This window comes from Kitasatospora sp. NPDC002543, assembly GCF_053594915.1.
In genome coordinates this window covers 1-19,737 of sequence record NZ_JBSFWR010000134.1, presented here as the reverse complement: position 1 = coordinate 19,737, position 19,737 = coordinate 1, and the positions used below count along the sequence as shown (strand labels likewise).

Genomic DNA, 19,737 nt, shown 5'->3' with positions numbered 1-19,737 from the left:
GGCGTGAGGTGCGGTTCGAGGCGGTGTCGCAGGAGGCGTACCGGGCGGTGCTGGTGGAGGCGGGGCTGCCGGAGGACTTCGCGGAGCTGTTCTCGATGATCCTGGACGGGCGCAACGCGTCGCTGGGTGACGGGGTGCGGCGTGCGCTGGGCCGTGAGCCGCGGGACTTCGCCGACTACGCCCGTGCGGCCGCCGCCACCGGCGTGTGGAACGCGTGACCAGCCGGAAGAGCAACACCTGCCGTTCGTACGGCAGTTCACTTGATCGTCGGTGCCGGGCGGCGCCGACCGCCTGACCGAAACCCCGGCCTCGGCCGGGAGCGGTGAGGAGGCCGGAGGCCCGGACACCGGGAGGGTCCCCGCGTCGGGCGGGGACCGGGGAGACCGAAGGAATACCGATGCGCTCGAATCAGACCGCGACCCCAGCTTCCTACACCGCCGCACAGTCCTTCACCGGCCTCGCGCCGGGCGGCGCGGCCCCGGCCGTGCCCGCCACCCGAGGGGGCCGGGCCGCCGGCCCGCTCCTGGTCGGCGCCACCGTCGCGATGGGCCTGATGGCGGGCCTGTTCTTCGCCTTCGACGTCTCGGTGATGCCGGGCCTGGCGGCGGGCGACGACCACACCTACGTGGCGGCGATGCAGCAGATCAACAAGGCGATCGACGGGAACGGGCTGTTCGGCCTGGTCTTCGTCGGCGCGTTCCTCGCCACCGGCGTCGCCGCCTGGCTGCAGCACCGGGCCGGCCGGCGCCAGGCGGCGCTGTGGGCGGCCCTGGCGACGGCGCTCTACCTGGTGGCGCTGTTCGTCACCATGGGCGTCAACATCCCGCTCAACAACGAGCTGGCGGCGGCCGGCGACCCCTCGCAGATCCACGATCTCGCCGCCGTGCGCGCCAAGTTCGCGGACACCTGGGTGCCGGTCAACATGCTGCGCACCGCGCTGTGCGCCGGTGGCCTGCTGGCGCTGACCCGCTCCCTGGTGCTGCACGGACGCGCGGGGCGCTGACCGCCGAAGCCCCGCCCGGCTCCGCTCGCAGGACGTCGCTCGCAGGACGTCGCCCGCAGAGACGGTGATCGCAGGGACGGTGATCGCAGGGCGCCCCTTGCGTGATGCCCTTCACGCGATGCCCCTCGCACGATGCCCCCGACGGAACGCCGCCGGGGGCATCGGCCTGCCGCCCACGTCCCGGGAGGCCCCGACCCGGCTGCCAGGGTGGCCGGTTCCGTTCGCTCGCGACCGACGGAGGGTCGCGGCGGGCGGCCCGGCGGGCGCAGACTGGCCGGTGCACGGGAGTTCCGACCGCAGGGGGCAGACATGTCCGTACGACCCGGCAGGCGCAAGGCAGTCGGCAGGCTGCGGACGGCGGTCGGCGCACTCGTCGTCGCCCTGGCGGCCGGGGCGGCTGTCGCCCTGCCCGCCACCGAGGCGCAGGCGGCCGGCGCCAAGGGCGCCAAGGTGGTCTACCTGACCTTCGACGACGGCCCCAGCCCCGCCTACACGCCCAAAGTCCTGGCCACGCTCGCCCGGTACGGGGTGCGGGCGACCTTCTTCGAGATCGGGCAGAACGTCGCCGCCCACCCCTCGGTGACCGCGCAGGTCGCCAAGCAGGGCCACAGCGTGCAGAACCACTCCTGGTCCCACCCGGACCTGCGCAAGCTCTCCGCGGCCGCGCTCGACTCCCAACTCGCCGACACCGACCGGGCGATCCGCGCGCAGACCGGCCGCACCCCGAGCTGCCTGCGCCCGCCGTACGGCGCGGTCAACGGCACGGTGCGCTCGAAGGCCTCGGCACTCGGCAAGCAGGTCGTGCTCTGGTCGGTGGACCCGGCGGACTGGTCCCGTCCCGGTACGGCCGCGATCAGGTCGCGGGTGCTGAACAACGTCCGCCCCGGCTCGGTCGTGCTGATGCACGACGGCGGCGGCGACCGCAGTCAGACGGTGGCCGCGCTGCCGACGATCATCTCCACGCTCAAGGCGCGCGGGTACGGCTTCGCCACCCTCTGCGGCTGATTCCGGCCAGCGGCAGAGGGTGGCGGGTGCGGGCGGCGCGCTCGGGGCCGCCCGGTGGGTCGTTCCGGTCCGGTCAGCTCTGCCCGTTGAGGACGAGTGCCCAGGCGAGGCAGGCCAGGGCGCCGGTCGACAGCAGGGTGCGCAGCACGTTGAAGCGCACCCATCGGGCCTCGAAGCGGGCGCGCAGCGCGGCCGGGTCGGTGATCCGCTGGGCCGGGCCGGCGGCTTCGAGCTCGTCGTTCAGCGGGATGTTGACCGATCGGGTCACCCCGATCATCGCCACGTACAGCACCAGCGCCGCGATGGTCGCGGGCAGGACGTCGTGCCCGTCCGAGGGCAGGTGCAGGGCGACCGCGCCCGCGGTGGCGAGCAGCGCGCCGACGAAGCCGAGGACGAACCAGCCGTTCAGGATGGCCTTGTTGATGCGTTGCATGACCTCGATGAAGGTCCGGTCGTCGGCCCGCGCGAGCGCGGGCATGACCGAGCACGAGAACCCGTAGAACAGTCCTGCGGTCAGTCCACAGGTGACAGTGGCCGCCACCAGGACGAGTGTGCGTGCCGTTTCCATCGTCGTGAGCCCCTCACTTCTCGCCGTCGGTCCCGTTGGACCGCGGCCGCCGTGTCTCGGATCCGTATCCCCGTGGGCAGATCATCCGGCATCCGGGCGGCGCGAGCCACCTCGATCGCTCAAGAGTCCCTCAAATGACGAACCGTCAAATGATGTCCCGCCGTCTACACTTGGCGGCATGGACACTCTGACGGGACTCCTCGACGGCCCCAAGGCCCGTGGCGCGTTCCTGCTGCGCTCCATCCTCACCCCGCCGTGGTCGCTGCGGATCGAGGACCGGGCCCCGCTCTCGGTGGTGACGATGGTCCGCGGTGACGCCTGGATCCTCCCCGAGCGCGGCACCCCGCTGCTGCTGCACCCCGGGGACGTGGCGATCGTGCGCGGCCCGGAGCCGTACACGGTGGCGGACGACCCGGACACCCCGGTGGACGTGATCGTCGGCCCGGGCCAGGTCTGCACCAAGGGCGGGGTGGACGTCTCCGAGGTGATGTCGCTCGGCGTCCGGACCTGGGGCCAGGGCCGGGAGGGCGACCGGGCCTCCTCCGTGGTGCTGTCCGGCACCTACCAGGCCGAGCACGAGATCGGCCAGCGGCTGCTCGGCTGCCTGCCCGCGCTGCTGGTCCGCCCGGCCGGCACCGGCGCCGACGACACCCTGGTGCACCTGCTGGCCGCTGAGATAGGGCGCAACGAGCCCGGCCAGGAGCTCGTCCTGGACCGGATCCTGGACCTGCTGGTGGTCTCCGTGCTGCGGGCCTGGCTGGCCGCCCCGGACTCCGGCGCCCCCGCCTGGTACCGCGCCCAGCACGACACGGTGGTCGGGCCGGTGCTGCGGCTCATGCACGACGACCCGGCCACCGCCTGGACGGTCGCCGAGCTCGCCCAGCGGGTCGGGGTCTCCCGGGCCGGACTGGCGCGCCGCTTCACCGCCCTGGTCGGCGAGCCCCCGATGGCGTACCTGGCGGGCTGGCGCCTGGCGGTCGCCGCCGACCTGCTGCGCGAGCCCGAGTGCACCGTGGCCTTCGCGGCCCGCAAGGTCGGCTACAGCAACGCCTTCGCCCTCTCGGCGGCCTTCAAGCGGGTGCGCGGCGTCAGCCCGCAGGAGCACCGCCGGATGGCCGCCACGGGCACCCCGGCGCAGCCGGTGGGTTTCTCGGGGCCGGCGGAGACGGTGATCCTGGCGGGCTGAGCGGGCTGAGCGGGCTGAGCGGGCTGAGCGGGCGCCTCGGGGGTTCGGGTCCCGTCAGGCATTCGCGCCTTGCCTAAACTGTTTAGGTAATCCCATACTGGACGTAGACAACCGGCGCGGCCGTACGGGAGAGAACACATGGCAAGGGCAGGACTGACCACCGAGCGCGTGGTCGTCGCGGGCGCCGAACTCGCCGACGAGGCCGGCTTCGAGCAGGTGACCGTCGCCGCCGTCGCCCGCCGCTTCGGCGTCGCCACGGCCAGCCTCTACTCCCACGTCAAGAGCTCCCAGGACCTCAAGACCCGGATCGCCCTGTACGCCCTGGAGGAACTCGCCGACCTCGTCGCCGACGCCCTCGCCGGCCGGGCGGGCCGCGACGCGCTCGCCGCCTTCGCGGACGCCTACCGCGACTACGCGGCCCGCCACCCCGGCCGCTACGACGCCACCCGGCTGCGCCTGGACGCCGAGACGGCCGCCGCCGGCGCGGGCGTCCGGCACGCCCAGATGACCAGGGCCATCCTGCGCGGCTACCACCTGGGCGAGCCCGAGCAGACCCACGCGGTGCGCATGCTCGGCAGCGTCTTCCACGGCTACATCAGCCTGGAGGCGGCCGGCGGGTTCAGCCACACCGCCGTCGACCCGCGGCAGTCCTGGGAGTGGATCATCGACTCCCTCGACGCCCTGCTGCGCACCGGCGGGGCCCGTACGGCCGGGTGACCCGTCCCGCCGCGCACCCCGTACCCCCCCCGACGAACCGAAGAGCAGCACCATGACCACGATCACGACCCCCGTCACCGAAGACCTCCTCCACGGCCACCTCGACACCGAGCGCACCCGGCGCGGCCTGCTGCCGCACCGCCTGCCCGCCGGCGCCCGCCGACGGATCCCGGACGAGCAGCTCGCGATGGCCGAGTCCCAGCCCTCCGGCGTCCGGCTCGCCTTCCGCACCCGCGCCACCGCCGTCACCCTGCACGCCGTCCCCACCAAGCGCGCCTACCCGGGCGTCCCGAACGTCCCGGACGGCGTCTACGACCTCCTGGTGGACGGCCGGCTCGCCGCGCAGGCCTCCGTCCCCGGCGGCGACCTGCGCACCGTCGACCTCGCCACCGGCCGCGTCGAACTGACCGAAGGGCCGCCCGGCAGCGCGCGGTTCACCGGCCTGCCGGAGCGGGACAAGACCGTCGAGATCTGGCTCCCGCACACCGAGACCACCGAACTGATCGCCCTCGTCACCGACTCCCCGATCGAACCGCTCCCGGCCGGCACCCGCAAGCGCTGGCTGCACCACGGCAGTTCGATCAGCCACGGCTCCAACGCCACGCACCCCAGCGGCACTTGGCCCGCCCTGGCGGCCAACGGCGCGGGCCTGGACCTGGTCAACCTCGGCTTCGGCGGCGGCGCCCTGCTCGACCCCTTCACCGCGCGGACCATCCGCGACACCCCCGCGGACCTGCTCAGCCTCAAAATCGGCATCAACCTGGTGAACAGCGACGTGATGCGGCTGCGCGCCTTCACCCCGGCCGTCCACGGCTTCCTGGACACCGTCCGGGACGGCCACCCCACCACGCCGCTGCTGATCGTCTCCCCGCTGCTGTGCCCGCTCCACGAGACCGTACCCGGCCCGCTCGCCCCCGACTTCAGCAGCGGAACCCTGCGCTTCCGCGCCACCGGCGACCCCGCCGAGGTCGCCGCCGGCCGGCTCACCCTCACCGTCATCCGCGCCGAACTCGCCCGCATCGTCGCCGAGCGCCGCGCCGACGGCGACCACCGACTCCACCACCTGGACGGCCTGGCCCTCTACGGCGAACCCGACCACGAGGCGCACCCGCTCCCCGACGGTCTCCACCCCTCCCCGGAGGCCCACCGCCTCATCGCGGAGCGCTTCGCCGACCTCGCCCTCGGCCCCGAAGGCCCACTGGCGTCGTGAGCCGCCCGGCCGCATCCCGCCGGAGAGGCCTTCCGCCACGGGGGCCGGTCGCACGAGCAGTCAGTTCCCTGTGCTGTACTACGGGCTCTTCCGTACAGCACGTACACCAAGCACCACCTTCGGAGCCACCTCTCGATGAGCACCACCTGCCCGACCTGCGCCGCGGCGGACGAAACCGTCCCCGTGCGAAACGCCCTCCTGGACTCCGACCGGCCGCTCGACCCGCAGACACGGGCGCTGTTGACGATGGACCCCGAGCCCAAGGGGACGAGCGGGGCCGCGATCACCCTCTTCGTCCTGGCCGGCCTCCTCGGCCTGCTGGGACTGCGTACGCTGCTCTCCGGTGACAACGCCGAGGTCGACGACGCCGCGTACCAGTTCGGCTACCACTACGGTGCGTTCCTGATCGCCGCGGTCCTGCTGGGCGTCGGACTCGCCGTCCACTTCGGTGGCCGGAGCCGCCGGAGTCGCCGGAGCGGCACGGCGGACCAGTGGCCGCGGACCTACGAGCAGTGGCAGCAACTGCACGAGGTGTGGCGGGCGACCTGGCTGTGCCGACGCTGCCGCGCCGTGTTCCTCCCGGAAGCGTCGCTCCGCCCCGGTTCCGCCGCCTCCCCCGCGGTGCCCGCGGAGCAATTCCCGCAGTGGTCGATGGCCATCGCGCGCCAGGGCGACCGCCCCGGCGCCCCGGCCACGTCGGACTGACCCCCCACCCGGCAGCCGGACCAGGCCAGGCCAGGCCCGGCCCGGACACCCGGGAGGCCGTGGCCTCGGTCAGGCCCGTCGCTTCAGGAACGCGCGGTCCGATCGCGCCCTGCGCGCCACCCGGAACGGAGCGAAACCCCCTCGCGCGGTTCACGGACGCCGGGGCGTCTCATCCGGCGGCCGCCCGGTGCGCCGGCGGCAGCGCGAGCGCGGTGACGACCACCCCGCCGTGCACGCCCCAGGAACCGGTGCGGACGGCGGGGTGGTGGGGGTGCCGGGCCGTGAAGGTACCGTCGGCGTGCACGGTGACGGTGATGGCCGCCAGCGGGGACCAGATGCCGGTCAGCGGATGGACGGCCTTGTAGACGGCCTCCTTCGCGCTGAACAGGACGGTGTCCCACGGGGCTCGGCCCTCCGGCAGCGCCGCCAGGGCACCGCGTTCACCCTCGCCGCTGACCAGCCGCAGCACCCCCCGGGGCAGCGGCCTGGCGGGCTCGGCGTCGATCCCGAGCGAACCGAGCCGCCCGGTGGCGGCGACCGCGACGGCCGTGTACCCGTCCGTGTGGGTGATGCTGCCCGTGACGCCCACCGGCCACCGGGGTGCCCCGCCGGGCCCCGGCAGCAGAGGCGCGGGCGGGTGCCCGAGCGTGCCGAGCGCCTGGCGCGCGAGCGCCCTGGCGGTGGCGAACTGCCGCCGCCGGCGCGGTGAACGGTCCCGGATGTACGCCGCCTCCAGGGGCAGCAGCCGCTCCTCGGACGGGTCGCCGAAGGACTCGGCGCAGTGGACGTGGGGCGGGAACAGCGCGGCCAGGACGCCGGCGGGGGCGGTGGCGGTCACGGTCGTCAGCGGCCGGCCGTGACGAGCAGGTGGACGTGGTGCGCGACGTGCTGCGGGGTCTCCAACGGCACCATGTGGCCCGTGTCGGGAATCCGGTGCAGCTCGGCGTGCGGCAGCGCCGCCGCGAGCTCCCGGCTGAAGTCGGGCTTCACGACCTTGTCCTCGGTCCCGGTGATGACCGCCGTCGGAGCGGTGATCCCGGCCAGGCCCGCGCGCTGGTCCATCCCCTGGGACGAGGCGAAGCAGGCGGCCCGGACCGCGGGCGACGTGGCGGCGAACAGCCGGCGGTTGGCCTCCCGCACCGTCAGCGAGGCCGCCGGCCCGTGCGTCCCGCTGAGCAGCCGACGGCCCAGCCACGGGGTCCCCAGCGCCCGGCTGAACACCTTCGACCCCATCATCTTCACCTCGCTCGCCGGCGTGTCCTGCCCGTGCGAGGCGGTCGACACCAGCACGAGCCCCGCCAGCCGCTTGACTCCCGCCCCGCCCTTCCCGGCGGACAGCCCCGCCGCCCAGGCCAGCGCCGCGTAGCCGCCCCCGGAGTGCCCCACCACCACGACCGGCCGCTCCGGCGTGGTGAGCGTCCCGACGACGGTGTCCAGGTCCCGCGCCAACCGCGCGATGCTGATCGGCTCCCGCCCGGCCGAGGACGAGGCGTGACCGCGCTGGTCGTACGAGGCCACCGTGTGCCCGGCCGCCGCCAACCGCCGCGCGGTGGCGTGCCAGACGGTCCGGGAAGCGGCCCAGCCGTGCACCAGCAGCACCAGCGGCCGGCTCGGATCGGGCTCGACCGGCTGGTGGACCGTGATGGCCAGCTGCGCGTGGTCGTCGGTGGTCGCGGTGTGGTCGGTCGTGGTGACGGCGTGCCGGGCGGGCAGCGCGGGGATCTCGGTGATGGTCACGGGGGCCTCCTGTTCCGGGTCCGGTGGGTCCTACTTCTGCTTGCCGAGGTGGCGGTGCAGGTTGCCCAGGGCGTCCTGGGTGGCGGCGGTGTGTTTGGTCGTCAGGTTCGTGAGCTTGTGGAGAATCTTGGCCAGACCGTGCGGCGTGGTCGCGAAGGTGATCGTGAGGAGCGTCTGGGTGTTGTTGTTGTGGGGCGTGAGCCGGTAGGTCGTCGTCCCGTGGAAGTGGCCGGTGTGGGTCTGGGTGAGCTCGACGTCCGGGGTGACCTGGGTGGTGGTCGAGGCGAACCGGAGCTTGGGCCCGGGCTTGCCGACACCCGCCGGGTGGATGGTCGTCGTCATGGTGCCGCCGGCCTGCTGCGGACCGGTGGCGCCCGGCTGGTGGGTGTTGTGCGGGTGCCACCAGGTGGTCCTGCCGTTGAGCTCGTCGACGATGGCGTCCCACACCTCGTGGGTGGGGTGGTCGAGGATGGTCCGGTCGGTGTGGTGAATGGCGTGCACGGGGAATCGGGCCTTTCGCTCGGCGGGGCGGAGGGGGGGAATCCTCTGAATCCTTGAATTCCCTTGTTGGTTGGGTCGGTTCCGGTACGGGTTCTGCGCTCTCTCGCGAATTCCCTTGGATGGGGCCCGGGTTCCGGCTCGGCCCCACGACGCTGCGCTCGTGATTCCGCCCCCGGGTTCTCTTGTCTCGTTGTGGTGTTTGTGGTTAGGGGAAGATGTTTTGGCCGGGGGTGAGGGTGTGGGTGGGGTCGTAGGTGTTTTTGGCGTTGGTGAGGGTGGTGTAGTGGGGGCCGTAGTGGTGTTGCCAGTCGGTGGGGGTCATGTTGGGGATGGCGCCGACGAGGTAGCGTTTGGCGCCGAGTTGGGTGGCGAGGTTGTAGAGGGTGCGGTTGCGGGTGAGGGCGGGGGTGGGGTTGGTGTTGGGGTGGGGGAAGGCGAGGAAGTCGAAGAGGTAGGTGGTGGGTTCGTTGGGGGTGATGGCGAGGGGGTGGGTGAGTTTGTTGGTGGGGAAGGGGTAGCAGAGGAGGAGGCCGGCGCCGATGTCGTCGGGGGTGATGTGGGGGAGGGCTTGGTTGAGGAAGGTGGGGGTGGTGGAGGCGGGGAGGAAGAGGGAGAGCCAGGGTTTGGGGGCGTTCCAGTAGCCGAGGTTTTTGATGGTGTCGGCGAAGGTGTCGGCGCGGTAGGTGTATTGGCGGTAGGTCTGGTCGGTGATGTCGGTGGTGGTGGGGTTGAGGCCGGTGAGGAGGGGGGTGGGGTTGGGGGGTGTGGGGCCGTTGTAGTGGGCGACGGCTTCGATTTTGTAGCGGGGGGGTTGGCCGTTGGGTTGGATGAGGATTTCGCCGACTTGGGAGGGGAAGCGGCCGTCGGTGAGGAGGGTTTGTTGGTCGGTGAGGAAGGTGTTCTGGTCGTTGTAGGTGAGGGTGAAGACGCGGGCGTTTTGGGGGGCGGGGATGAGTTTGAGGGTGGCGCGGGTGATGATGCCGACTTGGCCGGCGCCGGCGAGGGCGGTGTGGAAGAGGTCGGGGTTGCGGGTGGGGGAGGCGGTGAGGATGCGGCCGGTGCCGGTGACGATTTCGATGGATTCGACGGTGTCGGCTTGGAGGCCGTGTTTGTGGACGGTGGAGCCGATGCCGCCGACGCTGATGGTGCCGCCGATGGAGAGGTGGAGGTAGTCGGTGAGGCAGGGGGGTGTGAGGTTTTGGGTGAGGGCGGCTTCGGTGAGTTGGGCCCAGGTGACGCCGGCGTCGACGGTGGCGTTGGTGGGGGTGATGGTGTGGATGCGGTTGAGGGCGCGGGCGTTGATGCTGATGCCGCCGGCGACGCCGGCTTGGCCGTAGTTGGAGTGTGATTCGAGGTCGGTGCCGGTGCCGCTTTGGCCGTTCATGGCGACTTTGAGGTTGTTGCGGCGGGCGTAGTTGATGATGGTGGCGATGTCGGGGGCGCCGGCGGGGTTGAGGACGGCGTAGGGGGTGGTGGTGGTGAGGCGGCCGAAGTCCTGGGCGTGGGCGGTGCGGGCGGGGGTGCTGGTGGTGAGGGTGCCCTGGATGGGGGGGATGGGGGCGATGCAGCCGGGGGGTGCGGGGGTGGTGTTGGTGGTGGCCCAGGTGCGGGTGGTGGTGTTGAAGCCGATGACGGTGGCGGCGGCGGTGGCGGCGGCGCCGGTGAGCAGGGTGCGTCGGGAGAGGTCGGGGCGGTTCATGCGCGGTGGTCTCCTGGGTGCTGGTGGTGGGTGGGTGGGGTTGCGGGTCGGGTGGTGAGGTGGTGCGGGTGTCCGGCGGGTGGGCCGGGCGGTGGGGCTGAGGCGCGGGTGGTGCGGGTGTCCGGCGGGTGGGCCGGGCGGTGGGGCTGAGGCGCGGGTGGTGCGGGGCCGGGGGCCTGGGCGGGGGCCGGGGGTGAGGTGCGGGGCCGGGGCGGGTTGCGCGGTCCGGCCGTTCCGCGGTCCTGCGGTTGCTGTCCTACGGTTGCGCGGTTGCGTGGTGGGGCGGTGGTGTCCCGGCGCCGTGCCCTCGTGCTGTCGTGCTGTCGTGCGGTGGTCCGGTGGTCCGGTGGTCTCGGTGGTCCGGTCGGCTTGCCGGTGCGGGCGTTTTGCGGCCCGGGGTGGTGGGCCGCGGGGTGGTGGTCCTGGCGGTGTTGTGTCCTGCGGTCCGGCCGTTCGGTGGTTCTGCTGTCGAGGTTCTGCCGTCCTGTGGTCCGCCGCCCCGCCTGTCCGTCCGCCTGTCCGTCCGTCCCGCCGTCCCGTCCCGCCGCCCCGCCTGTCCGTCCCGTCTGTCCGTCTGTCCCGCCCGCCCGTCCGCCCGCCTGTGTGTCCGTCTGTCTGTCCGTCCCGCCTGTCCGCCTGTCCGTCCGTCCGTGTGTCTCGCCGGTTGTGTTGTTCGGTTGTTCGGCGGTCCTGGGGTTCGGCGGTCCTGGGGTGGGTGGATGGTGGGTGAAGTCGGGTTGCCGGCTTCGTGGTTGGGGGTGGCGGGTGGTGGGTGGTGGTGTCGTTTTCCGGTTTGTGGTGCGGCGTGGTGCTGTGCGGTGTCCGGAGTCTGGTGCCCGGCCGGCCTGATCCGACCTGGCCCGGTTTGGTCTGGTGAGGTCGGGCTTGTTCGCTGGTCCGGTGGTCCTGTGGTCCGGTGGTGTTGAGGTCGGGCGGTTGGGTGGGCTGGCGGTTCTGGGGTTTTGTGGTGGTGCTGTCCGGCGGTTGGGCCGGTGTCGCCCGTGCGTCCGGCCGTCCTGCGGTCCTGCGGTCCTGCCGCCTGGGTGCGGGGTGCGGGGTGCGGGGTGCGGGGTGCGGGGGTGCGGGGTGCGGGGGTGTGGGGTGGGTGCGGGGGTGTGGGGTGGGGGGGTTAGGGGGTGGGGGTGTGGTTGGTGTGGGTGGTGGTTTGGTAGTTGGTGAGGTCGAAGGTGCGGGTTTGGTGTTCGAAGGTGCGGGTGTAGGTGGGCCAGATGTTGGGGTTGTTGCCGTTGGTGTCGGTGTACCAGCTGTTGCAGCCGCCGGTGTTCCAGACGGTGTTTTTGAGGCGGTTTTGGAGGGTGTGGTTGTAGGTGGTTTGGGCGTGGGGGTGGACGTTGAGGGTGGTGAGGTGGTGGGTGTGGAGGGTTTTGAGGGCGGCGAGGATGTAGGTGATCTGGGCTTCGATCATGACGGTTTGGGAGGAGTGGCCGAGGGTGGTGTTGGGGCCGAGGAGCATGAAGAGGTTGGGGAAGCCGTGGATGGTGGTGCCGCGGTGGGCGGTCATGCCGTGGTGGTTCCAGGTGTGGGCGAGGGTGTGGCCGTGTTGGCCGGTGATGCGGTGGGCGATGGGGCGGTCGGTGGCGGTGAAGCCGGTGGCGAGGATGATGGTGTCGGTGGGGTGTTGGGTGCCGTCGGTGGTGGTGATGTGGGTGGGGCCGATGTGGGTGATGGTGTCGGAGATGATGTCGACGTTGGGTTGTTGGATGGCGGGGTACCAGGTGTTGGAGAAGAGGAGGCGTTTGCAGCCGACGGTGTAGTCGGGGGTGAGGCGTGCGCGCAGTGCGGGGTCGGGGACGGATTTTTTGAGGTGGCCGGCGGCCATGTTCTTCATGCCGGTGGTGCGGTTGGGGCGGGACATGAAGAACGCGACGATTTCGCGGCCGTTTTTGTTGAAGGCGCGGCGGAAGCGTTGGTAGCCGGGGAGGTGGCGCAGCATCCAGGTGTGGCGGGGGGTGTTGGGTTTGTCGGGTTTGGCGGCGACCCAGGGGGGTGTGCGCTGGTAGAGGTCGAGGTGGGCGACCTGGGGTTGGATGGCGGGGACGAATTGGATGGCGGAGGCGCCGGTGCCGATGACGGCGACGTTGCGGCCGGTGAGGTCGTGGTCGTGGTTCCAGTGGGAGGAGTGGAAGACGGTGCCGGTGAAGGTGTCGAGGCCGGGCAGGTCGGGGATGGCGGGGTCGGAGAGGTAGCCGGTGCCGGTGATGAGGACCTGGGCGGTGTAGCGGCCGTGTGTGGTGCGGATGTCCCAGTGGTGGTGGGTGTCGTTCCAGGTGGCGGTGTGGAGTTCGTGGTTGTAGCGCAGGTGGGGGTCGACGCCGTAGCGGGTGGCGCAGGTTTTGAGGTAGGCGTGGACTTCGGCCTGGGTGGCGAAGGTGGATTTCCAGTCGGGGTTGCGGGCGAAGGAGTAGGAGTAGAGGTGGGCCTGGACGTCGCAGGCGCAGCCGGGGTAGGTGTTGTCGCGCCAGGTGCCGCCGAGGTCGTTGGCGCGTTCGAAGACGAGGAAGTCGTCGATGCCGGCTTTGAGGAGGGCGATGGCGGTGCCGAGGCCGGAGATGCCGGCGCCGATGACGGCGACTTTGAGGTGGCGTACGGCGAGGTCGCCGGCGCTCGCGCCGGCGGTGGCGGTGCCCGTGCCCGCGGCGGTGCCCGTACCCGCGGTGCCCGTACCCGCGGTGCCCGTACCCGTGGTGCCCGTACCCGTGGTGCCGGTGGCGCCCGTGGTGGTGCTGCCTGTGGTGTTCTTGGTGCCCGCGGTCGTGCCGGTGGCGGTGCCGGTGGCGGTCGTGGTGGTGCCCGCGCTGCTTGAACTTCCGCCGGTGGCCGTGGTGTTGCCGGTGCCGGTGGTGGTGGCCGCGCTGCCCGCGGTGGTGGCCGTGGTGGCTGCGGCGGTGCGCGTGCCGGTGCCTGCGGTGGTGGTGCCGGTGGTGGCCGTGGTGGCCGCGGTGTTCGTGGTGCCTGCGGCGGTGCCTGCGGCGGTGCCGGTGGCTGCGGTGGTGGTGGGGTTGGTGGTGGTGGGGGCCACCCCCGCCGCCGGGGTGGTGGCGGGGGTGGCGGGGGTGTGGGTGGTGGGGTTGGGGGCGGGGGTGGTGGTCATGGCGTCGGTGTCCTCTTCTGGGTGCTGGGTGGGCCTGGGGGTCAGGCGCGGCGGGTGAGGGTGACGCGGAAGTTGTTGAAGATGTGGTCTTCGAGGGTGTAGGCGAAGATGTCGAGGTAGCGTTCGAAGCGGGCGACGGTGGTTTCGTCGGTCATGGTGACGGCTTCGTCGCGGCGGGCGGCGAGGAGTTGGAGCCAGGCGCGGCAGGCGCGGGCGAAGGATTCGGGTTCGTTGCGGATTTCGGTGACCTCGAAGAGGCCGTCGAGGCCGGCGGCGAGTTCGGGCAGGCGGGGGATGTGGCAGCCTTCGAATTCTTCGCGCTGGAGGAACTTGAGGTCGTCCAGGAGCTGGCGGCGCAGTGGGGGGTTCTCGACGGTCATGGTGTGCAGGACGAAGCGGGCGCCGGGCTTGAGCAGGGAGTGGACCTGCTTGAAGAAGACGCGGTAGCGCTGGGTGCGCTCCTTGGGGGTGAGGGAGGAGAGCACGAAGTGTTCGAGGGCGTTGATGCAGAACGCGGCGTCGTAGGGGGCCTGGCCGTCGGCGAGGCGGTGGTCTTCCCAGCTTTCGACGCGGGCTTGGATGGCGGGGTTGTTCAGGGCGTCGACGAAGTCGGCCTGGGTGCGGGAGAGGGTGACGCCGACGGCCTTCTTGACGCCGTGGACGGTGGTGAGGCGGTTGAGCATGGTGCCCCAGCCGCAGCCGATGTCCAGGACGGTGTCGGTGTGGGCGGCGCGGGCGAGGTCGGTGAAGGCGTCGAGCTTGCGTTCCTGGGCTTCGTCGAGGACGGCGACGAGGTCCTCGCCGTCCTCCCAGTAGCCGCCGGAGTACATCATGGTGGGGCCCAGGATGAGCCGGTAGAGCTCGTTGGGGACCTCGTAGTGGTGGCGGATGGCCTCGACGTCGGGGTTGATGGAGCGGGCTTCGACGGTGGTCATGGGATGGGGCCCCTCGGTTGATGGTGTGGATGGTTGGGACGGGACGCGGAACAGGGCGGCCACCGGCACCGCCGGACACCCCGGCACCGCCGGACACCCCGACACCCCGGCACCCCGGCATCCTTCGGCACCGTCAGGTGCCGTCGGCGCCCAGGTGCCACCGGTGCCACCGGTGCCGTCGGGTGCCGTCGGTCCCTGTGGTGTCCGCGGCGGCGGCTGGGCGGCCGGTGCCGCGGGACCGGGTCCGGTGGGACCGGGTGTCCGGCGTGGTGGTGACCGGTGGGTGCGTTCGGAGCGCGGTGGCGCGCGGTGTGGCCGGCCCGGTGGTCGGGCGGCCGTGGAGCGGGCGGGTACGGTTGCCCGGTTGCCCGGTTGCCCGGTTGCCCGGTTGCCCGGTTGCCCGGTACGGCTGGTCGGGCTGTGTCGTGGTGGGACCGGCCCGGTGGGGCGGTTGTCCTGGTGTCGTGCGGTGTCGGGCGGCCGGCTGCCGTCCGGGGTGTGTCGTGGTGGTGCTGAACGTGTCCGTGTCCCCGGGTGGTTGAAGATGCCCGGGTGACGGTTCGTCATTCGGTGTTCCCGGCGTCCGTGTCGTGCGGGCGGCCGGTGGCCGCCCGGTGGTGCGGTCGAACCCGGCTGCAGGGCAACGGGGTTGGTGCCGTCCGGGGTGGACGGTCTCCTGCCCGGTGTTGCCCTGTGCCTGTTCCTGTGCCGCGGCGTGTTGTGCCGGGTCGGGCGGTGGTGCCGTTCGGGGTGGCGCTGTGCTGGGTTGTGGGCGGCTGGGTGCCGTCCGGGCGTTCGTGCTGATCTGGGTTGCGGGCCGCCGGGGTTGGTGCCGTCCGGGGTGGACGGTCTCCTGCCCGGTGCTGCCCTGGTGCCTGTGCCGCGGCGTGTTGTGCCGGGTCGGGCGGTGGTGCTGCCCGGCCGGTGGCCGTGGTGGCGGTGGCGCGGGGTGGTGCTGGGTTGTGGGCGGCCGGCTGCCGTCCGGAGGTGTGCGGTGGTGCGGTCGAACTGGGCGGCGGGCCGCCGGGGTTGGTGCCGTCCGGGGTGGACGGTCCTGCCCGGTGCTGCCCTGTGCCCGGTGCTGCCCTGTGCCTGGTGCCTGTGCCGGGTCGGGCGGTGGTGCTGCCCGGCCGGTGGCCGTGGTGCGGGGTGGTGCGGGGTGGTGCTGGGTTGTGGGCGGCCGGCTGCCGTCTGGGTGTTCGTTGCTGATCTGGGTTGCGGGCCGCCGGGGTTGGTGTCCGTCCGGGTGGGCGGTCCTGCCTGGTGGCTGCCGTGGTGCTTGGTGCTTGGTGCTTGGTGGGGTGGGTGGTGTTGTCCGGCGGGGTGGCCGTGTCCGTCCGGTGAGGGCGGCTGGTGGGGCCGTGGGCCGGTTGGGTGTCGGGGTGGTTCGTGGCCGGGTTCCGTTGGGTGGTGGTCGGGTCGTGTGGTGGCGGGTGGGGTGGTGTGCGTGCGGGTGCGGTGTGTTGTGGGTCAGGTAAGCGTGTGTCTCGCAAGCGGTGCGCAAGGGGGGTGGGGGCGGGTGGGTTGCGGGCTGGTTGCGTGGGGGCGGGTTTCATGCGGTTCCGGCAAGACACGATGCTCGGTCCCGCGGTTCGTCGCCGGGGGTTCGGGTTCCCGGGTGGTGTTGTCCGCTGTTCCCGGGGGTCCGTTCCCGAGGTGTTCCGTGGAGCCCGTCTCACCCGTCCGGCCCGTCCGGCCCGTCCGGCCCGTCCGGCCCGTCCAGAAGTCCGATAGTCCGGCAGTCCGGTAGTCCGGCTCGTTCGGTCTGTTCGGTCTGTTCGGTGGTTCGTCTCGTTCGCGTCCGGTTTGTCCGGTTCGTGTGGCGGGGTTGGCTGTCCGGCGGTTCGGCTCGTTCTGTCTGTTGTGTTCGTCTGTTCGTTCGTGTGCCTGTGGTTCGTCTTCGGGGTGTGTGGTGTGTTCCCGGGGCGTGGGGTGCGGGGCGGGTGGTGGCGGGCGGAGCGCGGGTCGATGGCGGTGTGGTGTGGGTGGGTGTTCGGTGTCTGGTCGTGTTCGTCCCGTAGTTCGTCCTGTAGGAGGTGTCACGGGGTGCTCGTCCGGTTCGTCTGTCCGTGGCCGGTCCGGGGTGTGGTCGGTGGTTTCGCCGGCTGTGGCCGCCGGTGCCGGGTGCCGGGTGCTGCTGGTACGGGGCGCCGTCGGTGCCGGTGGTTCCGGGTTGTGCCGGGTGCTGCCGGTGCCGGTGGCGCCGGGGTTGCCGGGGTTGCGGGTGGTCGGGATGCGGGTGGGGTGCCTGGTGGTGCTTTCTTGTCCTGTTGTATTCGTCGCGTTTGTTTGCGTTCGGCCCTGGTTGGGGTGCGGGCGCGGGAGAGGAACGATCACTGATGTCTCAGATCCCCACGGTCGAGGACCTGGCTCGGCAGCTGCAGGCGGTGTCCGGTGCGCAGGAGATCGACGCGGATGCCGCGTTGCAGCACATCGCGGATGTGGACTCGCTGGACCTGATGGAGTGGTTGTACGGGTTCCAGAACCAGTACCCGCACATTCCGGCGGACGAGTCGTTGTTCGCGGACATCGATGACTCGACGACGTTGCGGGTGGTCCACGAGCGGATCCTGGCGCTGGTGCCGGCCGAGGGCCGCTGAGGGCCGGCGGGTCGGGGAAGAGGACGGGAAGAAGGAGAGGGGTGGGGTGGTGAGCGGTTTCGATGTCGCCGGTTGGGGGATGTGGGTTCCGGAGCGGGTGGTGACCAGTGCCGAGCTCGCGCAGCGGTTCGGTGTGGATGAGCACTGGATCGTCTCGCGGTGCGGGATCCGTGAGCGCAGGGCGGTCGGTGAGGGGCAGACGACGGCGTCGATGGCCGTGGAGGCCGGGCGTGCGGCGTTGGAGCGTGCGGGGCTGACGGGTGCGGACATCGCGCATCTGATCGTGGCGACCGCGACTCCGGAGCAGCCCTCGCCGGCGACGTCGGCGTTCGTGCACGAGGAGTTGGGGATCGCGGGCAGCGCGCACGACGTGAACGCGGAGTGTGCGGGGTTCGTGTACGCGCTGGTGACGGCGGCGGGTCTGATGCGGATGGATCCGCGGCCGGTCCTGGTGGTCGGTTCGGACACGCACACGCTGACCGCGAACCCGCGGGACCGGGACCTGTCGATCCTGGTGGGTGACGGTGCGGGTGCGGTGGTGCTGGTGCCGGGCGCGGTGGACCGGATCCGGGCGTGGAACCTGGGTGCGGACGGCTCGTGCAAGGACAGTCTGAAGGTCCTGGCCGGGGGTTCGCGGATGCCGACGACCGCGCGGACGGTGGCGGAGGGGTTGCACTACGCGCAGATCAACGGCAACGAGATCTATCTGAACGCGGTGCGGTACACGGTGCGGACGATCCGCGAGACGCTGGAGCAGGCGAAGATCACGCCGGAGCAGGTCGATCACGTGGTGCCGCACCAGGCGAACATCCGGATCATCAATTCGGTGCTGTCGCACACGGGGATCCCCGTGGATCGGCTGGTGACGAATCTGGAGCGGTACGGGAACACGGCGTCGGGCTCGATTCCGATCGCGTTGGCGCAGGCGTTGGACAGCGGTCGGGTCAAGGACGGCGACACGGTGCTGCTGGCCGGGTTCGGCGCGGGGATGACGTGGGGTTCGGTCCTGTTGACGTGGGGAGGGGTGGCGCGGTGAGCGGCAAGGACGCCTTCGGGGCGCGGCCGGTGTCCCCGGTGGCGCTGGTGACCGGTGCTTCGGGGGGGCTGGGCAGTGAGCTGGCGCTGGCGCTGGACGCGGCGGGCTGCCGGGTCGCGGTGCACTACAACAGTTCCCGTGAGGGGGCGGAGAAGGTCGCGGCCCGGCTCGTCAACGACCATGTGCTGGTCAGTGGTTCGGTCGCGGACTGGGACGCGGTCGGCGCGATGTACGAGCAGGTGCGGGCGGCGCTGGGGCCGGTGGACGTGCTGGTCAACAACGGGGCGGTCCGCAAGGACGCGCTGATGGCGATGCAGGACCCGGCGCAGTGGCGGCAGGTGATCGACACGAACCTGGTGGGGTCCTTCCACACGGCGCGGGTGTGTGTGCCGGCGATGCTGCGGGCGCGCTGGGGGCGGGTGGTGAACATCGTCTCGCCGTCCGCGCTGATCGCCACGGCGGGGCAGACGGCCTACTCGGCGTCGAAGGCGGGGCTGATCGGGCTGACCCGTACGCTGGCGGCGGAGTGCGGCCGGCGGGGGGTGACCGTCAACGCGCTGTCGCCGGGGTTCATGATCACGGGGATGACGGACACGCTGCCCGAGCACGTGGTGGCGGGGATGCTGGAGAAGGTCCCGGTACCGCGGTTCGTCACCCCGCGCGAGGTCGCCCGCTCGATCACGCTGTTCCTGGACCAGGACTGCATGACGGGACAGGTCATCAGCATCGACTCCGGCGCCTCCATCACCTGAGCGCCACCCCACCCCCCCCGGGGGGGGCGGGACCGGGCACGGGGGCGGGGGCGGAACCCGCCCCCGGCACCCGGCACCCGTGCCCGGCGGCCTTGGCCACCTCGGCACCCGGCATCGGGGCCCTGGGGACCCGGGGTCCGGGCACGTCGGTCACCGGCCCGGGCCGGGTCTTGTCCGCCCCTGCCCCGGGAGCTTCCGGCTCCCGGGGCACCCGGCTTCGGGGGCCCCGGGCCCGGTCGCGTCGGTCACCGGCCCAGGGGGTGCGGGCGGGTTCCGCCCGTCCGCCCGCACCTGGGCGCCTGTGGCAACCCGGCAACCCGGGCAACCCGGCCACCCAGGCACTCGGCATCAGGAGCCCCCGGGGCCCGGTCGCGTCGGTCACCGGCCCAGGGGTGCGGGCGGGTTCCGTCCGTCCGTCCGCACCTCGGGCGCCGGCAGCCCGGTCACTCCGGCACCTGGTCACTGGCCCCATCTCGGCTGTCCGGCCTCGTCCCGGCCGTCCGGTCCTGTCCCGGCGGTCGGGCCTCGTCCCCCGGTCACGTGGCTGTGACACGGTCACCCGGCGTTCCTGGTGGCCGAGTCGGGGGCCGGTGCCGTGCCGTGCGGGGCCTGTCCGCCGGCACGGCGCCGCCTGGTCGGGTCGGGCCTGTCCGAGGGGTCCGGTCTGAGGGGGTACCTCCTCCCTTTTTGCGCCCTCGTGGTCCTGCCCGGCAGTAAGCCGGGCAGGACCACGAGGGCGCACGCGTGCCCAGGGGTGGTGGCGTGGACCTCCGGGTGGCCGGCCGTGAAGGGGAGCGGACGGGTGGGCTGAGTGGTCCGCCGGCGGGGGACTGCCCGTCGCGTGGCCGCCGGTGGTGGCGGCGCGGGACCGCGGGCATGGGGCGTGCCGCTCCGTGGGCGGGGTGCGGGTGCGGGATGGCGCGGGCGGGTGGCGGCCGGTGTGGAGGCCGGTGACGGTCCATGGCGGCCCT

General features: G+C 72.4%; 16 protein-coding genes and 1 pseudogene. 10 read left to right on the top strand and 7 right to left on the bottom strand.

Annotated features, from left to right (window positions below; genetic code table 11):
* The 3 genes and pseudogenes from ACWD4P_RS34545 to ACWD4P_RS34535 all read left to right on the top strand — a co-directional run.
* Positions 1-218 (top strand): annotated as a pseudogene (locus ACWD4P_RS34545) (NmrA family transcriptional regulator); the annotation flags it as partial.
* Positions 219-397: 179 nt separating this feature from the next.
* Positions 398-1,003 (top strand): anthrone oxygenase family protein, encoded by a 606-nt coding sequence (locus ACWD4P_RS34540; RefSeq protein ID WP_449782350.1) that lies wholly within the window; start codon positions 398-400, stop codon positions 1,001-1,003.
* Positions 1,004-1,312: 309 nt separating this feature from the next.
* Positions 1,313-2,008 carry a polysaccharide deacetylase family protein gene (locus ACWD4P_RS34535; RefSeq protein WP_449782349.1) on the top strand — a complete coding sequence of 232 codons (696 nt, stop codon included), beginning with the start codon at positions 1,313-1,315 and terminating at the stop codon, positions 2,006-2,008.
* A 73-nt stretch (positions 2,009-2,081) separates the two neighbouring features.
* Here ACWD4P_RS34535 and ACWD4P_RS34530 read toward each other — a convergent pair whose 3' ends face one another.
* Complete coding sequence (locus tag ACWD4P_RS34530; RefSeq protein ID WP_359829769.1) at positions 2,082-2,549, bottom strand: anthrone oxygenase family protein; 468 nt, start codon at positions 2,547-2,549, stop codon at positions 2,082-2,084.
* A 205-nt stretch (positions 2,550-2,754) separates the two neighbouring features.
* On the opposite strand from ACWD4P_RS34530, the gene ACWD4P_RS34525 reads away from it, so the two are divergent.
* The 4 genes from ACWD4P_RS34525 (at position 2,755) to ACWD4P_RS34510 (ending at position 6,394) form a co-directional block, all read left to right on the top strand.
* A complete protein-coding gene (locus ACWD4P_RS34525; protein WP_449782348.1) occupies positions 2,755-3,762 on the top strand; it encodes an AraC family transcriptional regulator in 1,008 nt (335 codons plus the stop codon).
* Positions 3,763-3,900: 138 nt separating this feature from the next.
* Positions 3,901-4,479, top strand: coding sequence for a TetR/AcrR family transcriptional regulator (locus ACWD4P_RS34520; protein ID WP_359829771.1), 579 nt, complete (start codon positions 3,901-3,903; stop codon positions 4,477-4,479).
* A 52-nt stretch (positions 4,480-4,531) separates the two neighbouring features.
* The gene (locus ACWD4P_RS34515) at positions 4,532-5,689 is read left to right on the top strand and encodes a GDSL-type esterase/lipase family protein (protein ID WP_449782347.1); all 1,158 of its coding nucleotides are present in this window, start codon (positions 4,532-4,534) and stop codon (positions 5,687-5,689) included.
* Between the two features lie 135 nt (positions 5,690-5,824).
* Positions 5,825-6,394 carry a hypothetical protein gene (locus ACWD4P_RS34510; protein WP_449782346.1) on the top strand — a complete coding sequence of 190 codons (570 nt, stop codon included), beginning with the start codon at positions 5,825-5,827 and terminating at the stop codon, positions 6,392-6,394.
* A 169-nt stretch (positions 6,395-6,563) separates the two neighbouring features.
* On the opposite strand, the gene ACWD4P_RS34505 is transcribed toward ACWD4P_RS34510, so the two are convergent.
* The 6 genes from ACWD4P_RS34505 to ACWD4P_RS34480 all read right to left on the bottom strand — a co-directional run bounded on the left by ACWD4P_RS34505 (position 6,564) and on the right by ACWD4P_RS34480 (position 14,378).
* Entirely contained in the window at positions 6,564-7,232 is a 669-nt protein-coding gene (locus ACWD4P_RS34505) for a 4'-phosphopantetheinyl transferase family protein (RefSeq protein ID WP_449782345.1), read from the bottom strand.
* 5 nt (positions 7,233-7,237) lie between these two features.
* Positions 7,238-8,131 (bottom strand): alpha/beta fold hydrolase, encoded by an 894-nt coding sequence (locus ACWD4P_RS34500; protein WP_449782344.1) that lies wholly within the window; start codon positions 8,129-8,131, stop codon positions 7,238-7,240.
* A 30-nt stretch (positions 8,132-8,161) separates the two neighbouring features.
* Positions 8,162-8,632, bottom strand: coding sequence for an SRPBCC family protein (locus ACWD4P_RS34495; RefSeq protein ID WP_359829776.1), 471 nt, complete (start codon positions 8,630-8,632; stop codon positions 8,162-8,164).
* Between the two features lie 205 nt (positions 8,633-8,837).
* Positions 8,838-10,331, bottom strand: coding sequence for an FAD-binding protein (locus tag ACWD4P_RS34490; protein ID WP_449782343.1), 1,494 nt, complete (start codon positions 10,329-10,331; stop codon positions 8,838-8,840).
* 1,129 nt (positions 10,332-11,460) lie between these two features.
* On the bottom strand, positions 11,461-13,443 hold the full coding sequence (locus tag ACWD4P_RS34485; protein ID WP_449782342.1) for a flavin-containing monooxygenase: 1,983 nt from the start codon (positions 13,441-13,443) through the stop codon (positions 11,461-11,463).
* 41 nt (positions 13,444-13,484) lie between these two features.
* A complete protein-coding gene (locus ACWD4P_RS34480) occupies positions 13,485-14,378 on the bottom strand; it encodes a class I SAM-dependent methyltransferase (RefSeq protein WP_359829487.1) in 894 nt (297 codons plus the stop codon).
* Positions 14,379-16,717: 2,339 nt separating this feature from the next.
* Between ACWD4P_RS34480 and ACWD4P_RS34475 the strand changes: the two genes are divergently transcribed.
* The 3 genes from ACWD4P_RS34475 to ACWD4P_RS34465 are packed head-to-tail and all read left to right on the top strand — an operon-like array spanning position 16,718 to position 18,766.
* On the top strand, positions 16,718-16,978 hold the full coding sequence (locus tag ACWD4P_RS34475) for a hypothetical protein (RefSeq protein WP_449782341.1): 261 nt from the start codon (positions 16,718-16,720) through the stop codon (positions 16,976-16,978).
* A 49-nt stretch (positions 16,979-17,027) separates the two neighbouring features.
* On the top strand, positions 17,028-18,014 hold the full coding sequence (locus tag ACWD4P_RS34470; RefSeq protein WP_359829489.1) for a 3-oxoacyl-ACP synthase III family protein: 987 nt from the start codon (positions 17,028-17,030) through the stop codon (positions 18,012-18,014).
* Positions 18,011-18,766 carry an SDR family NAD(P)-dependent oxidoreductase gene (locus ACWD4P_RS34465; protein WP_359829490.1) on the top strand — a complete coding sequence of 252 codons (756 nt, stop codon included), beginning with the start codon at positions 18,011-18,013 and terminating at the stop codon, positions 18,764-18,766. Before ACWD4P_RS34470 ends, ACWD4P_RS34465 begins: the two co-directional genes overlap by 4 nt.
* Positions 18,767-19,737 lie beyond the last annotated feature (971 nt).